A 16,418-nucleotide genomic window follows, 5' to 3' on the forward strand; every position below is an offset into this window, starting at 1 on the left:
CCGCCAGCTCCTCCTCGATCAACTATGCGATCCCGAAATGATCGAGCGTGTCATGGCAGATGAGGCTAAGCGAAGCCCATAGATTGCATCTCTCGACCCAGCGAAAATCCTTTCGCCGGACGCTCACACAGGACCAAAAATTAGCCCGAATGATAATGCCTATACGGCAACATGGAATGTTACTTGCACTTCAACGGATCAACAACAGACATTTGGTTATGTGATTGATTTACCTGATGGGTGGTCAGGCTTTAGCGCTCCAGGGCAGGCGTATAACTTGTCGGTATTAGGTGCGCAGAACCCATTGTCACTTTACACCACGTCATCTTAGAATATTATTTGACAATTGCAAAGCGCATCAAAATGTCGAATATATCTTGTATAAGAATTGCACATTATATATTCGTTGAATGAAAAATATCTCTGTAATTTTTAATTTATTCTTCAATTTTTAAATAACGCTCCAGTTCGTGCACAGCGACCGGTGTCATTGACAGCCAAGGTGTTAAAACCGCAGAAATTGTCGGAATACGGGTTTTGATACCGACAAGAAGGTCAAGGAATGAAAACGCACTTGTCGTTGATACCCTTGGCCTGATGGTCGGCCTCGTGATCTATTCTGCGGGTAATTGGCTCAGAGATGGCGCGCCGACTGTCTTGAAAACCAGCCTCAAGCGCTAGCCGTAGTAGGCTACCGCACATTTTTGCTGATGGCGGGTACGCAGGTCCAACGCTATGAACTTCCGCCGCACAGATGGGTCATTGAACATGCCATCTGAATGGCTGAGGCGATGCCGAAGCTTGCAGGATTTCGAAAAGACCATCGCCACAGCCGAAACCTGGTTATACATAGCCCATATTCGCATTCTAAAAAGACGTGTCGCAAGATTTTGAAAGTACTCATCTTTTGATCCGATATCTGAGATACGCTTTTTAAATTCCCATTTTAATTATGAGGGTACCATGAACGCATATTCTCAGCTTTTTACAAAAGCTACGGATTTTGTCGGGGCAGTCGAAGGTAGTGTTGATCCCCGCACCGGTCAGTTCACAATTAACCTGAATGTGGGAACATTGACGGCCAATAATGGCTTTGGTCCACATGTGCCACTTGAGCTCAGCTATTCACCAATGACTCAGGCCAATCTTGGCTTTGGTGTTGGCTTTGGTTTTGGGTTCTCAACTTATGACCAGAGAACTACATTGATGTCTCTTGCAAACGGAACACACTATAAGGTTCTGGAATGTGAGAGTTCTCTGTCTTTGATTGATGCGAAACTCAAGGAGGTTTCCGTCGAAAAGCTGCCGGGACACTATTATAAAGTTATGTATAAGGATGGCAGTTTTGAATTGCTGACCAACCCAGATACGTTAAGCTCTTTAAAGGTTCCCTATAAAATAGTATCATCAAACGGACATTTTGTTACACTTAATTGGATATTTACCAATAATCAGTTTCGTCTTGTGTCAATTGTTGACGAAAACAATAACACGCTGGTGAGCATTAGCTACCCTGATGCGCAAAATCTTGCGACAAGAATTGCAGTTTTGCCGGATCGGCAAGCTTTAACCAAAGAAACAGACAATCCAGAAGGATATAACATATATCTCTTCTTTGGCGATAATCATCATCTGACTAAGGTTACTTGTGATGCTGCCGCTGGCTTGGAGTGGAAGATTGGCTACACAAACCTAGACGGTCTTGGTCCTTGGGGGCAGATTGCTTCTAGTGTCACTCATCCCGGCGGTCTTTACGAATATGTGAATTATTCGAAAAGCAAAGGGCATCGCTTTGCCAGCACACGCACCGATATGGAGGCAAGCTTTTATCCCTATGTAACGGATTTTACGCATGTTCCTGGTGGCGGCCAGCCCATGGGCACCGTTCATTACGATTACGAGGTCATCAATAGTCATAATTTTCTGGGTTATGCGGCACCAGGCATTTTTGCCCGCAATCCGACGATAGATGCACTCTTTAATTGTTCTGACGCAAAATATAATTATCATACGTTGGAAACGCACTCTGACAGTGCCGGTACCGTGACGCGGATAGAGCGCACTTATAATTGTTTCCATCAATTGATTGAGAGCACAAGCGTTACAAACAATTGTTCTGTGACGAAACGTACGGATTATTATTCTAATCCAGGCGCAGGTTTTGAAGCTCAGCTTGCGAATTTTGAATGTCCGCAAACAATCACGCTGATCTGGATTCGGGCTGATCCGACCACTGGTGAGATCGTGGCAACAAGTCAAGCTGTGGAAAGTTTTGAATATGACGATTACGGCAATCTTCTTGAAAAGTCAGCTTCATATACAGATGTAAACGGAGTAACGACGCAGGTCGGCACAATTACATGCGAATATTATCCTGCTGATAAAGCGACACCATATGATCCAAATACCGGATATGACTGCCCGATCGATCCAAATTCTTACAACAGATCAAACAATATTCCCCGATTTTTGAAGTCGCAAACCATCGTACCACATTCGTTCAGTGGTGATGAAAAATCCATGCAAACACGTTTTGCCTATGGTCAATATGGCATGCCCGATGCTGTTACGCAGTTGCTTGCTCAGTCCGATCCTGATTACGCGACATCCTATGCAGTTTTCAAATCAGAACAGCGTATTTACCATAATCCCGGGAACACAGAGGAGCTTCAACGAAAAGTCACTTACACCTATGCCGACAATACTGCGGTTTTGGATGGCAGCTCTCCACCTATGAGCGAGTTCGGCTATTTACTCACTACTGTGGACACCCATTATCCCAATGACGGACTGCCTATTGATCCAGCCGACCCCAAAACGGCGGAGTGTTTTAGCACAACAACCACCGCAGCCTGTAAACTTGTAGAGGATACCTTAGAGACGACCTCGACGGTGACGACATGGGATAATTTCAGGACATCAATCTCTAACACAAGTTCACGTTTCACCGGCCGTGTGACGGAGAAGGTAGATGCGATGGGCGTTAAAGCTCAAGCAACTTATGATGTGCTTGGCCGCGTTTTGAGTGTAACGACAGCCGTTGAAACAAATTATGCGAACGAACGTCAGCTCGCATACGAGATTAGTGATACCGGTCTGATCATTACCGCGTGTGATGCCTTTGGCAATCAGGCGCGCGTGACCGCCGACGGTGCCGGCAAACCGGTTAAGGGTGAAGCCAAATTGAGCGGTGCCTCATCTATCTGGCAGGTGATGGAAACCCGGGCGTACGATAATGCCGGGCGCCTGTACAGCACAACCACCAATGATTATGCTAAGAGCACAGATCAGGCCCCCTATGGATCAATAACAACCACCAATCACTATGACGTCTGGGGGCAGGTCGATTATGTGACAACGCTCGATGGCATCCGGCACTTCAGTGCCGTCGACCCAATTGCTCTGACCAAGACCCAATATAGCCAAAGCGGTGGAGCAACTCCCATCACCACCAGCAGAACGATCACAACGGCCAATGCTACCAATGCTACCGTCACAGTGGCGGTCTTTGCATCAGACAACGCAACAACTGTACCCGATAGTACCGCAACACAGACTTATGACGGGTGGAAACAGCTGCGCGAAAGCACAGACGAACTGGGGCGTACGACAACCTATACATATGACAACTTCGGGCGCGTCGTCACAACGGCTCTACCCACCGTGACAGTTGGCGACCGGTTGTTAATCATCCCAGACAACACACCGGCCGACGGTATTTCCGCTCAAGGTGCAGTCGTTACCCTCACAGGTGAAAACGTTAGCAGTCAAACGATTACTGTAAAAATCACAGATATTATTGACGACGATGTTCAGGTTTCCTTCATTCCAACCTCTGGCGTGACAGTCAATAACGATTGCTCAGTCACCGCCAGTACCGATATGTCAGGCGTCACACCGATAATATATTTCGTGAGCCAAGGGTCTTCAAAAGTCACACTCACCGCTTCAACACCATCGGTTGCCACGCCAGCATCATATGATTTTAAATTTGATCCTGATGTTTCATGCTGCGCAATTGCATCCCCTTCTAGGGTCGATGACATCGACGCGGCAGAAAACGAATACGGCGCATATGCGGTTTTGCTTGTTCCTCTATCAAGAACAAGCGTTATTTATTCTTTACCTGAAGATAGTCAAGCCGTGTTTACGCATGTACAAACCGCACCGCATATAACATCAACAATTTCGGAAGACAAGAAGACCGTCACAACGAGCACGGGTGAAGGTGGGGATGGCAATTATGCGTCAGTTGTTTATTTCAGCTCTAATAATAAAGAGGGAGAAACTGTCGAACTACGTGTTGAAGGACACCAAATCCAAACGGCGGCTAGAAAGTTCGCGTTTCCCGTGCCAGTATCGCTTTCCTTAGATGGTGTAGAGGTTAGTCATCATGCATCTGACAGCACTGTTGATGATTTTACCAGCATCAATCCCTTTCAGGGCATGGCAAAAGAAAAGCAGGGCATCACTGAATATATAGGTGCTGGGGATCCATTACGAGCAGATGTGATTGATGCTACAGTCGTAACCCGCACCTATAGCCGCGATACGGCCTCTAATGTTGTTGTCGACATTCTGGTCAACGACATATCCATGGGAACGCGCGAAGTCGATGGGATGGGGCGCATTACGCATCAGATGGTCGGCGGGCGAAGCTGGTCTGCAAGCTATGATAAGGACTGCGGCAGTCTGACGTCGCCGGCCACGATCACCCCGCCTTACACGACTCCAATCGCCAGGTATCACTATGAGCCTGCCTTGGGGGGCACGACGCTTGGCGAAACCGCCGACCAGGATACAGTGACGTTTACTTATAGCCCGCAAGGTGCGCTGGAAACCGCAACCAGCACAATTTGTTCTACTCCACAAAGTTCGACCATAATCACCAACAGCTACGATGCCGTCGGACGTCTGTTGCAGGAAACCTTCTCGCAACACGATGGTACCACAACTTATGGCTACACAACCGCTGGCAAGCCGAAAAGCTACACGGATGTGACAGGAAAAACATGGGCGGTTACGGAAAATGACGAATACGGCCGGCCAACAATGGTGGCAGATGAAGATGTTCAGCTCGCGCTCAATTATGATGCTCTTGGACGTCTTCATACGTGGACGTCGACGGACAAGGCAACAAATGCCACACTAACCACAGCCGTGACTTGGGACACACTCGATCGGGAGCAGAACCGGCAGGTTACCAACAGCGCCAAAAACACCGCCTGGAAGCTGGAACAAGAATATTACCTGAACCACCAGCTCAGCAGCAAAACCATGAAACGGGAAACAGGCAGTACCCTCAATACCGTTCGTACAGAGACTTACAGCTATGATGAGCGCAACCGTCTGACAGATTACACTTGTACAGGTAGCGATCCGGTCAGGGATGACAAGGGCAATGCAATTGCCCAGCAATCCTTTGCCTATGACACTTATAACAATATCACCAAAGCTGTAACCGAGTTTAGTTCAGGCGACCCTGATACGGCAATATTCACCTATGGCAATGCGCAAGATCCATGTCAGTTGACATCCGTCTCTCATAGTCACAACGACTTTCCTGCAGAAACCTACACGTATGATGCTGCCGGTTGTCTCAATGCAGATGCCTCAGGACGGCAATTTACCTATGACACCGGGATCAATTGCGGCTATCTGCGCTCTGTCACACAGGAGGATGTCACCAGCAACTTTGTCTATGATCCTCTGAACCGGGTTATCGGCGAAGATGACACGTCCCTTGTTTATTGTGGCTCGACACTGGTTAATCAGCGCCAAGGTAATGATGCTGTTCGTTTTGTCGGGGGAGGAAGTGTCGGTACACTTGCGCAGGTGCGCAGCGGAGACAATGCCGGTGTCTGGCTTTCTGGCTCTGAGGCAAATGGCTCTGTCCTCAGTGTGGATAATGCAAGTGCCAGTACCAAGCATTACGACATAGCCTATGGTCCATATGGAGAAACACCGTCTAATCAGTCAACACCAAGTGCACTCGGCTATAACGGGCAACGCAAAAGCAATTTGCTGGACGGCTATCAGCTTGGCAACGGCTATCGCCTCTATCAACCTTCGCTGCGCCGTTTCACAGCCCCGGACAGCGAAAGTCCCTTTGGCGCGGGCGGCATCAACTCATACGCATATTGCGCAGGCGATCCAATCAATAACACCGATCCAACCGGGCATTTCCCTGTCCTGGGTGCCATTATGGGGACAGCATCGCTCCTTATGATACCGTTTACTGCTGGGGCATCAGCGGCGGGGGCAGCAGCAGTAGATATCGGGGCAGACGCATCAGCAGCAGTAGAAGCAGGTGGTGAAGTGGCAGCTGAAACCGCCGAAGCAAGAAGTTCTACCGGCCCAGTGAGGTCAAGAGCACATACAAGCAGTGCGGTAAGTTTAAGGAATACTCCTTATGATAGGCCTAGATCAAGCACTACTCTCGGCGACGAAACGAGATCTAGAGGAAATTCTATTAACAGCAATGGCAGGAATAAAGTCTCTTTTGGTTTTACTGATAAAGATGGGGGTTCTAGTGGTTTTAATAAATCTATTAATGCACTTGAATCCTCTAGAGCTTCAAAAGGGGCAAGTATAAATGACGCACGAAAGGTTGACCCCACCCATGATTACTTTAATAAATCATTGAAAGAAGGTGAGCCAAGAACATCAACTTCGAAAAAAAATCCGCGCGCTAGATTAACTCCTCATAAGGATAACATGATAATAAAACAAATACCATATGAGGATAACCCCAATAGAATACAAATATTCGACATTGGAATAATGGTCGACATCCATTTATTGTAAAACGCATTGATTATAATCACAGAAAAATAAAGTTAATTCCTGGAAGTACGCTTAATACAGATTACATTGATTTAGAAAAAATAAATCATAGACATGTTGCACATAGTATTTACAAAGGAGGAGATTATTTTACATTATTTCGTCCTGATATGATTAAATCTTATAATATGAATGAGTTATCTTTGGATAGAAGAAAGCTGTTGGGCAGAATAGATGATTTGACACTGTTACGTTAACTTTGGGGTAAACTCCATCGGTGTTAAAGCGGGATGAGCGAAGTTCGCGCCTCCCGCTATCCCCGCCATCGTTTTCCCGCTGAAATCATTGCCGAAGCCATGTGGCTGTATTTCCGCTTTCCGCTCAGCTTTCGCATAGTTGAAGATATGCTTACCTATAAAGGCATCATTGTCACCCACAAGACAATCCGCGAATGCGGTTACGAAATTCGGACGAGACTATGCCAGCAGAATCCGTCGCCGTACGCCTCGTCTGGTGACAAGTGGCACCTGAATGAAGTTGTTATCACCCTCAAAGGCGAACGGCATTTTCTCTGGTGCGCCGTTGATCACGATGGTTTTGTTCTTGAAGAACTTGAGCAGAAACGCCGTAATACCAAGGCTGCCAAGCGTTTCATTCGCAAATTGCTGTCGGGCCAGAGCGCATCACCCGCACCCATCAGGGCAAGCGGGCTGACCGTTGCCGCAATGGCCGAGACAGCGAGAGATCCGCGCAGAAAGCCACGGCGGGAAAAGCGCCGGCTGATGATTTCGCCCATGGTTGGATTATTGGACGGATTGCGCGGATCGGCATCTGCTTCTTCCAACTGACAGGTCTTGAACAGGCTTTGATGGGAAAGATTCCTGACTTTCCCGGCTCCCTATCGAACAGTGGAGTTGCAAATTAGAAGGACTGGATGACAGCCGGACGACATTGTCACTACACTTGCATTCCTCAGGATGCCGGACTGCAAAGAAAATCTGTCGGGAAAATTTCTGCCCAAGCGATAGAATAATTTTGCCGGTAAATACGCTTTCGGATAAAACCATCCCGGTTTTATCGATTGAGGGGTTGGTGATGACCGACATGACGGCCGCACGACGCAATATTGTTATCCTGACGATTGCACAGGCACTGGGCGCTTCCAGCCCGCCTATTGTGATTTCGCTTGGCGGTCTGGTGGGCCAGAAACTGTCTTCCGATCCAGCACTCGTCACGCTGCCTGTCAGCCTGTTCAATCTCGGCCTTGCGCTTGGCACCCTGCCTGCCGCTTTCTTCATGCGCCAGTTTGGACGCCGCAATGCCTATATGCTAGGGGCGCTTGTTGGCGCCTCGGCAGGCGTGATCGCAGCCGCAGGTATTTTTGCCGCCTCCTTCCTCATCTTCTGCCTTGGAACGCTGACCGCCGGTTTCTACGCCGCCTATGTCCAGAGCTATCGCTTTGCCGCCACCGATGCAGCAACCGGCGACATGAAGGCGCGCGCCATCTCATGGGTCATGGTGGGTGGGCTCGTTGCGGCTATTGTCGGGCCACAACTTGTCATCTGGACGCGCGATACCATTCCGGATGCGATGTTTGCAGGCAGCTTCCTCAGCCAGGCGGTTCTGGGTCTTCTCGCCCTCCCCGTCCTTTTCATGCTGCGCGCGCCGAAGGTTCGGAAAGATCCGAACGCTATCCATGATACAGGCCGTCCTCTCGGTGAAATTCTCCGTTCGCCGCGCTTCATCCTTTCCGTGGCTGCCGGTGTCTGTTCCTATGCGCTGATGACTTTCGTGATGACGGCAGCGCCCATCGCCATGGTCGGCCACGGCCATTCCGTCGATCATGCAGCGCTTGGCATCCAGTGGCATGTGCTCGCCATGTTCGCGCCGAGCTTCTTCACCGGAAAGCTCATCACCCGCTTCGGCAAGGAAAAGATCACCGCACTCGGTCTGGTTTTGATCGCGTTTTCCGCCATCATTGCATTGGGCGGTTTCGATGTCGGCCATTTCTGGGGTGCGCTGATCTTTCTCGGCATCGGCTGGAATTTCGGCTTTATCGGTGCGACCGCCATGGTGACCGACTGCCACACACCGGCGGAACGCGGCAAGGCACAGGGCGCCAATGATTTCATCATGTTCGGCACTGTGGCCTGCGCTTCGTTCTTCGCAGGGTCGCTCTTGCATTCATCAGGCTGGGAAACCATCAACTGGCTGGTCTTCCCGATCGTCGCCCTTGTTCTGGTACCGCTTATCCTGCGCCTGAAGCCGAAAGGGGCTGCAGCCGAGGCCTGATCGACCCGAAACCCTGCTCTTTCATCCAGAGCCTGCCGCCTTCGGACACTGCATCATAAACCGCGCCACCGAGGGCGGCTCCTATATTCGTATGCAAGCCCGCATATGAGGCCGCCGCCTCCACCTGCCCGTGCGGAGCGGAAACCGCGATGCAGTCTGTTCCGGTCCCTGTTGCGGCTTTGCCGCCGACATCGAGGCCGAGTTCGATGATAGCGGCGGTGCGGGCCTCGGCAGCAATGGACATAGCCTCTATGTGGGCTGCGACCGACAATGGCTTATTGATGTGAACCAGAAGATTGATCGTTCCAACGGGCCTCTTCATCTGCGCGAGTTCCCCCACCCTCCCCGCATTCGACAGGCCGACAGTGGCAAGGCAGGCGGCATGGGCTTCGCCGGAGCGCGATGTTGCAACATGGTGTTTCTGTACGCTGCGCGATGTCATCATCTGGACCGCTTCACCATACCCGGCTTCTGCCAGTCTCTCCTGCAACAAAAGCACCGGGTCCACATCCAGCGTCAGGTCGTCATTGCGCACCTCCAGCCAAGCGACCGAGCACGCGGAGACGAAACCCGGACGTGTCAGTGACCAGCTCAGAATGCTTTGCCGGTCTGGAAATTCAGCCGCGAGCACCGGGCCGGAACAATGGATCGTGAAAGGCAGCATGAACCATCTATCGCAGATCGCTGCGGAGTTAGCGACCAGCGCCTTCCAGCCATCCACAGGACGGCTCTGACGACTGGGAAGTCGCGATACCAACGGCGCGGCGATAAAGCACGCCTTCGTGACTTGGCTGGGCTTTCACAAGCAGATATTCATCTGCGAATATTGTTTCGCGCGTCACGGAAACGGACAAGCGGTTTACTCTGGATTGCGACATGATCAACGATCTCACCGATGAGATATTCTGGATATTCACCATCGGGTGCTGCATCCTTTTCATCATGCGCCTTCTTTCGCCTCCCCCGCGTCATAAGGTCGATCAGGCGCAAGACCTGAACACATTGCACCCTCGCCGCCGTTCACGCCGTCGCCGCTTTCAGGCACTGGACTGACACCAGACCTGGCGGCCGCATCAAGCTTCAAAGCGCTTACCTTTCACAAGTCCTATAGCGTTAGCCTCAATTGCCGTTAAGAAGCGTCAATGTCAGTAGCCATGTAATCCGTGACATCCGTTGAAAGGGCTGCGGAACAATCCGCTCCGGGCTGGTTTTGGCTTTCGGAACATTTTCCGGCATAAACTGGATGGCTTGATCCCCTTGAGTTTCATGAACGATACGAAACCTAAACAGCAGTTTGGTTTTGTCATGCTGACTGGGCTTTATGGTTAACGATTTTGCCCATTCAGAGCAGCCATAAGCATCGGTCTGATCGAGAATGAGCCATTGGCAGCCTTTTCCGTCAGAATTCGCAAATAACCGCCAGCGGACTGAATTTGCTCATAACGCTGCAGGATATAAGCGATTACGATGGATGCATTATGCGTTCCTAGCGTCTTCTTTGCGAGATCGTAGAGCTTTCCATCAATGCCGAGGAAGGCGCGTACTTTCTCTGCTGTATTGGCCAAATCCTGCCAATGTCGGATGGAGGATAGGGCATAGGCTGTGATCTCTGGACAGGAGCGAAGCACCATATCGAGTGAAACCGTGGGTTCAACTGGAGCATTGGCGATTTCATTTACGCGCTGGTCGATAAATTCAGGCGTTGCCTTTTCAAGATGGGAATCTGGATTCGATTCAATTTGCTGCCGCTCATTTTGAGATTCATTGGCGCGCAAATTTTGAACATTTTCATGAAGTTTCAATGCGTTAACGATCTCCGCACGAATGCGCTGCATGGATTCGACCAGAGCTGCCAATTCTTCATGCTCTGCACGACGCGGAATGCTGTCGACGATCAGACGAAAACGACGATGGATGTCCTGCCAATTGCCGGCAAGCTTCTCCTGAGCGGCGAATTCAACAAGCTTGGTGATATCACGGCGCAACAAGGTCAGGCGTTCGCGCATTTCACGCAAGGCCGTCTTTTCCGCCCTCACCTGCTCTGCAGCCGCTTCCAGTTCACAGGCACGTGCCAGCAGCGGCGTCAGTGAAAAGCCGAATGCAATCTGCACGTCTCCACCCTTGGCGCGACGGGCATAGCGCTTGCCATTCGGGCTGTCCTGTCGAAGGATGAAACCGGCATCGACCAGCGCTGCCAGATGACGGCGCAGGGTTGCATCGGCCATGCCATGGGCGCGCAATGCCAGTTGCTTGTTGGACGGGAACACAATCAGGCTGCTCTGCGCATTCAGTTCCGTTTCCGGATAGAATGATAAAAGCGCCGAAAGAACCGCCAGAGAACGATCATTCAAGCCGAAATGCGTCTTCGCTTCACACAGCCAGCGATGCAGTTGCCATTTATCGGCAACCGCTCCCGGTGCGATCTGCTGTGTGTTCTGTTGACTTGCCAACAAGGCAAGCGTCATCCTTCGACTGCCAAACGGCGTCGAGGCCAATTGAATCTCCATTTTCTTTCACCTTCCACAAGGCAAAAGAAATCCACCCGCCAAAATGACGCTAATTACACTTGACAGTGATTCGTGGATTTGCGATTCTCTAGCTGCTAAACCAATGAGAAGGGCTTCCACACGGCGACGTTTGGGGGCCTTTTTCTTTTGCTGTCTCGTTCCTCTTCCTGAACAGTTTCGACGCAAACACACTTACTATTGAACGCTAGAGCATTTCCTTTTTGTTTGAACGCCTAGGAAATGCTCTATTTCTTTGTCTTACGCATGTCTTTACCCCGAAACCGGTTCCCACTTTCGGGAGACATGCTCTACACAATCGAACCGCAGCAACCGCCGCTATTCGTTACGCTTACTTACTTCTCCTCGCTCTGGAACGACGCATAAAGCTCATCCAGATTACGAGAAAGCCAATCGGCAAAACGAGGCCCGTTGGCTGCACTGAGCGCCAATGTAGCCGATTTGCCATTCTGTTTGATAACTGCGCTGACGGATTTATCTGAAGCCGTCCAACTGGTGCCGGGACGCAGAGCCGCTTTGGTAACAGGCTTCTTCTGCTTGCCGCCTTTCAGATAGCCGTAAAGCTGCTCGAAACGATCAACGGACGACGCATTTTCAAACGCCGATGTCACCAGGAACTCTTCCGCGGCGTCCTTTTTGCCCGGAATTTCGATCAGCTTGCGCAGTTCCAGCCAGCGGTCACGACCAATGCCTTTTGCCGGACCGACAGCAAGAAGAATATGTTCCGGAATAGCCTTCGGGATGGTCAGCATCTTCGACAGGGTCTGGTAATCGACCGTCAATGCAGCCTGTATGGCCTCGCGCTCAAAGCCAAGCGCTTCCAGACGCGCGGCAAAGAAAACACGCTCAATGAAGCTCAGATTGGCACGTGCGGAGTTTTCCTGACCCTGGCTCAGGATATGTTCCAGATCGGCGAGGGGCTTGATAACCGCCTTGACCTTGATGCCAAGTTCCCGAGCCACCCGAGCGCGCCGATGACCGAAAACGATCATATAGCGGTCGCTGGTCTCAGGATGCGGACGCACGAGAATAGGGCTGTCCTGACCACGCTCGCGAATGGCTTCCAGAAGCTCCCGATATTCGTCGTCATTGGTTTCAGGCAGACGATCCGCAACAAAGGAGACATCCAGATTGCCAGGATCAAGCTCAACAATGGCTTCGCCATCGAGCTTCTGCGCAGCCTGCTTTGCCAGTTCGTCAATCGAAGCTGACAGAGACTTGGCGGCACCGAACCGGCGCGATACGTTTTCAACCGGCTGAGAGGCCTGCTCAGCCGCCGGTTCGTCCCGCATAACGCTTTCGAATATGTTCTTTCTCGCCATTCTCATGTCCTCAAACCGGTCAGAGACCTGATTTTATTCAATATTCGCCGCTTTAGACGGCAGTCTAACGCCCCCATGCCTCGTGAATGAGGCCGCGAATCTCGGCATTGACCGCTTCCATGGCTTCCATGGCGCGATCATAAGTACCGCGATTCATTGATGAACGCTCAACCTCGTAAAGCGTCTGCTTGGTCAGGCCAGCATCCGAAATCGCTGTCGACTTCAGCATCTGGTGCTTCAGCATGTGCGAGGCGAGCATGCTCTGCATGAAGCCGACCATCTGTGCCTGGGGAACGTCGGTCGGCTCGTAACGGGTGATCAGATAGCGGAACCAGTCAAGCTGCACCGCGCCACCTGCCTGACGAACGGTCTTCAGAATGTCGCCGAGCATCAGGAGGAATTGCGACATCGACATGAGATCGAGCATCTGCGGATGAACGGTAATCAGAACGGAAGTTGCGGCAGAGAGTGCCGTCAGCGTCAGATAGCCAAGCTGGGGAGGGCAGTCGATGACGACCACATCATAGTCACCATCCACGTCTGAGAGAGCCCGCGCGATACGGTTCCAGAAAGTCTTGCCCTCGCCGCCATTCTGCATGGCAAGCGGCGTGTCATATTCATATTCCTGAAGCTCCAGCATGGCCGGAATAATATCGAGGCCGGGGAAATTCGTCCGCCGAATGACTTCACGGATAGACTTCCTTTCGGCATCGTAACGAATGGCTTCGTAGAGTGACGGAAATTCGTCGAGTTCCGGCTGAATGCCGTGCAAGGCCGAGAGCGAAGCCTGCGGATCGAGATCGATTGCAAGCACGCGGTGACCGGTCAGGGCCATATGCTGCGCCAGATGCGCAGCCGTGGTGGTCTTGCCAGAGCCGCCCTTGAAGTTGACGACGCCGATGACCTGAAGTTTTTCATTGCCGCGGCGATGCGGAACATAACGCTTCACCTCGGCACGACCATTCTGGTCAAGCCACTGACGAAGTTCCTGAATCTGTTCGACGCTATAAGCGCGACGACCGCCTGTCAGAATGGTCGGCTCGACACCTTTGCCTTCCAGGTGCAATTTCTTGAGATTGCTGGGAGAGACGCCAAGGAAATATGCAGCCTCGGCCATCGAAAACTGGCGCAGCATATTCTTGCGTGCATCCGGCGGAAAGTTTTCGTGACGCAGCAGATTGAGCTTGCGAGAAATCTCGCGCCCTTGCGATAGTATCATGTCGTCAAACGACAAAGCTGCTGCTGGATTTGCGATATTCATTTACTTGAGGTCCCTAGTGACGGCATTGGAACTGATACCGCCTAAATACCGTCATTATGTCCGATTCTTATTCTATCGCAAGAGGCAGCCGAATTAACAAAGAGTTAGCGCCGGGATTGAAATTAAACAAAATTTTATCGATTCGGCTGAAATGTCTTTATCTAATTGTTTTTTATGCATTTTATCGATTTTAGACGGCAGTCTATAAAGCAATGATGCCGTCTTTCTCTAAATCTCAACCCGGAAGAGTCCGTTTCCACACGAGAATATAGCTGTTTTATCTGCGAAAGAAGGGTTTAACCGATTCTCTGATGGTGCTGTGTCGCAGCTATCATTCCGAAGCCGAAATGATGGCTGCCGTTGCCTGAATTTGAAAGGATGAGTCTCCGGATTTCTGGCCAATGGTTTGATGGCGAGATTGGCCGGGCGCTGGTCCGCCGAATGCGTGCCCGGCTCTGGCTGGATAAGGGTTCAAGTTCCCGGCCCGCTATCATCTGCGTTATGATACGGGGCTGATATCCGCTTCGGGTCGCCTGATAAGCCGGCTGGCACCGAAGGCGGCATGGCTTCAGCAAAACTTCGGCAGAGCCAGAATTGAAGTGCTTCTTTCATCCAATTGATTGCCGGAAAGATATGTGAGGGGCCTCGTACGACCGACGGCGCCAGAAATTATTCTCGTGACCAAACTGTGGAGGCTTGGGAAGAGCGCCAGGAAGTGGGCGCATTTTCTCTTTGGGGATAAAAAGAGGAGAGGGCCGTCCGGCGCGGTTCCGTTTCGGCTGCGGAGCTCTTTTGCTTTGCGGTAAAGATACTCAAGGCTTGGATAAATGCACGGCGAGCCTGATTGATTTTTTCGGTGATGTCTTTCCGAGGGTAGATTTCTTAACCAAATCAGGGTAGCGTTAGGACATGGAAATGGTGTGGCCCGCATCTTCAGGGCAGGTCGAACACCGACGCCATATACTCCTCCCAGAATTAGAATTTTGACCGTCACCCTGACGAAATCTAAAGTCGATTTGACTTTAGTATGCTGGGTATGAAGCATATTTTTCAATATAATAGCTGAGCCGGAATATATGGACGTCGGGAGCGCGCTGCTCTCGATCGAATGCCGGGTTCCCCATATGGACGCTTTGCAGTTTGGGGCCGGAAGCGCTCCGTGGCATCGGCTCAAAAATCAGGGTCGAGTTCCGGAAAGCGCGATGTATAGATTCAATAAACTGGAACGACCTTTGTGCCTCCAGTTGGACGCGTGGCGCTCCGGCGGTCTGCTTCCGACATTTGCATCCCCGGATATGAGCGCAAAGCAAATGTCGGAATCAAAAAGACCACTAGTAATCCGATTGAGCCATTGCGCCGATAAATCGCGAGAACAATTCTCCTTGCGAATTGATATGGAGTTTGCCGTATATGTTGCGTCGATGGATGCGCACGGTTCCGCATGATATTCCTAAAGCACGTGCCGTCGCTTCGGCTGAATAGCCCTTCAAAATGTATTCTGTTACCTCCACCTCACGGGCGGTTAAAATCTGACGCCCCAGATCGCAAAATGCATGCTGGATGATCTTTGAAAGATTATCTGTTTCCGTTGGCTGCGGGGCCTGGGTGAATTGCTTTGGCAAATCTGCCCAATTGTGCCGTCCGACCGCACCGATGAATGGAACCAGTTCCCCAAGCTTGCGAAACTCATGTGCCGAAAATGGCTTCGAGGTTCGCATGGCGGAAATGACGATACCGACATTTGGCTCAATATTGAGCATGAACCCGATCTCTTCGGCCAGTTCCGTCTGGACATAGTAGTTGCGGAAATATTCTCCCTGATAGAAACGGTCGGGCGCCATATCCCGCAGTCGCACGAGGCGGGGATCACCGGTCCGGGACGATTGCAGGTAAAATGGATCGAGGAGATAAGGCCCTTCCTGATAGTCCTCGACCATGACCTTGTGTTTCCATACGGGGAATTCTGAATGCAGGGCGATGGGACGCCGGTTGCCGCAATATGCAAAGGTGACTGTATGCTCGAAGGGCACGACCGTGCGGATCGCTTCGATCAGCGCCGCCGCAAATTGCGGTTGGTGCAACGCATCGATGACCCGTGCAGAGGCCAGCGTCCAGTTCATCAGGAATCTCCGTCTATATGCCTTTTGTGATATATACACATATCGAGTATTTTTATATGTTTTTTCAAAAATAAGGGATATGCCGCTGCAGGCAAAGCTCTCTAGGGGAATA

General features: G+C 51.0%; 9 protein-coding genes and 3 pseudogenes. 5 read left to right on the plus strand and 7 right to left on the minus strand.

All coding sequences use genetic code 11. The features are described from left to right. Positions 1-477: 477 nt before the first annotated feature. From F9K91_RS26740 to F9K91_RS26745, 3 genes and pseudogenes are all read left to right on the plus strand, one after another. Positions 478-894: pseudogene (locus F9K91_RS26740) on the plus strand (transposase); the annotation flags it as partial. Positions 895-963: 69 nt separating this feature from the next. Continuing rightward, positions 964-6,807, plus strand: a complete 5,844-nt coding sequence (locus F9K91_RS23295) for an RHS repeat-associated core domain-containing protein (protein ID WP_151678861.1) — start codon at positions 964-966, stop codon at positions 6,805-6,807. A 269-nt stretch (positions 6,808-7,076) separates the two neighbouring features. Continuing rightward, positions 7,077-7,475, plus strand: a pseudogene (locus F9K91_RS26745) (IS6 family transposase); the annotation flags it as partial. Here the strand turns inward: F9K91_RS26745 and F9K91_RS26465 are convergent. Then, a pseudogene (locus F9K91_RS26465) lies at positions 7,466-7,648 on the minus strand (hypothetical protein); the annotation flags it as partial. The pseudogenes F9K91_RS26745 and F9K91_RS26465 sit on opposite strands and share 10 nt — an antisense overlap. Positions 7,649-7,881: 233 nt before the next feature. Here F9K91_RS26465 and F9K91_RS23310 point away from each other — a divergent pair. Further along, complete coding sequence (locus F9K91_RS23310; protein ID WP_151678862.1) at positions 7,882-9,078, plus strand: MFS transporter; 1,197 nt, start codon at positions 7,882-7,884, stop codon at positions 9,076-9,078. Here the strand turns inward: F9K91_RS23310 and F9K91_RS23315 are convergent. Next, on the minus strand, positions 9,035-9,742 hold the full coding sequence (locus F9K91_RS23315) for an adenosylcobinamide amidohydrolase (protein ID WP_151678863.1): 708 nt from the start codon (positions 9,740-9,742) through the stop codon (positions 9,035-9,037). The two genes, F9K91_RS23310 and F9K91_RS23315, sit on opposite strands and share 44 nt — an antisense overlap. A 28-nt stretch (positions 9,743-9,770) precedes the next feature. Then, positions 9,771-9,956: a hypothetical protein gene (locus F9K91_RS23320; protein ID WP_151556845.1), complete on the minus strand. Its 186-nt coding sequence runs from the start codon at positions 9,954-9,956 to the stop codon at positions 9,771-9,773. Between F9K91_RS23320 and F9K91_RS26095 the strand changes: the two genes are divergently transcribed. Then, positions 9,955-10,131: a hypothetical protein gene (locus F9K91_RS26095; RefSeq protein WP_167522268.1), complete on the plus strand. Its 177-nt coding sequence runs from the start codon at positions 9,955-9,957 to the stop codon at positions 10,129-10,131. The two genes, F9K91_RS23320 and F9K91_RS26095, sit on opposite strands and share 2 nt — an antisense overlap. Before the next feature lie 272 nt (positions 10,132-10,403). Here the strand turns inward: F9K91_RS26095 and repC are convergent, their stop codons facing one another. The 4 genes from repC to F9K91_RS23340 all read right to left on the minus strand — a co-directional run bounded on the left by repC (position 10,404) and on the right by F9K91_RS23340 (position 16,306). Beyond that, positions 10,404-11,585 (minus strand): plasmid replication protein RepC, encoded by a 1,182-nt coding sequence (gene repC, locus F9K91_RS23325; protein ID WP_151678864.1) that lies wholly within the window; start codon positions 11,583-11,585, stop codon positions 10,404-10,406. Between the two features lie 353 nt (positions 11,586-11,938). Further along, positions 11,939-12,925 (minus strand): plasmid partitioning protein RepB, encoded by a 987-nt coding sequence (gene repB, locus F9K91_RS23330; protein WP_151678865.1) that lies wholly within the window; start codon positions 12,923-12,925, stop codon positions 11,939-11,941. A 64-nt stretch (positions 12,926-12,989) separates the two neighbouring features. Continuing rightward, complete coding sequence (gene repA / locus F9K91_RS23335) at positions 12,990-14,186, minus strand: plasmid partitioning protein RepA (RefSeq protein WP_151556838.1); 1,197 nt, start codon at positions 14,184-14,186, stop codon at positions 12,990-12,992. A gap of 1,331 nt (positions 14,187-15,517) precedes the next feature. Then, positions 15,518-16,306 (minus strand): response regulator transcription factor, encoded by a 789-nt coding sequence (locus F9K91_RS23340; protein ID WP_151678866.1) that lies wholly within the window; start codon positions 16,304-16,306, stop codon positions 15,518-15,520. Between the last annotated feature and the right edge of the window lie 112 nt (positions 16,307-16,418).

The organism is Brucella tritici (assembly GCF_008932295.1).
GTDB lineage: Bacteria > Pseudomonadota > Alphaproteobacteria > Rhizobiales > Rhizobiaceae > Brucella > Brucella tritici.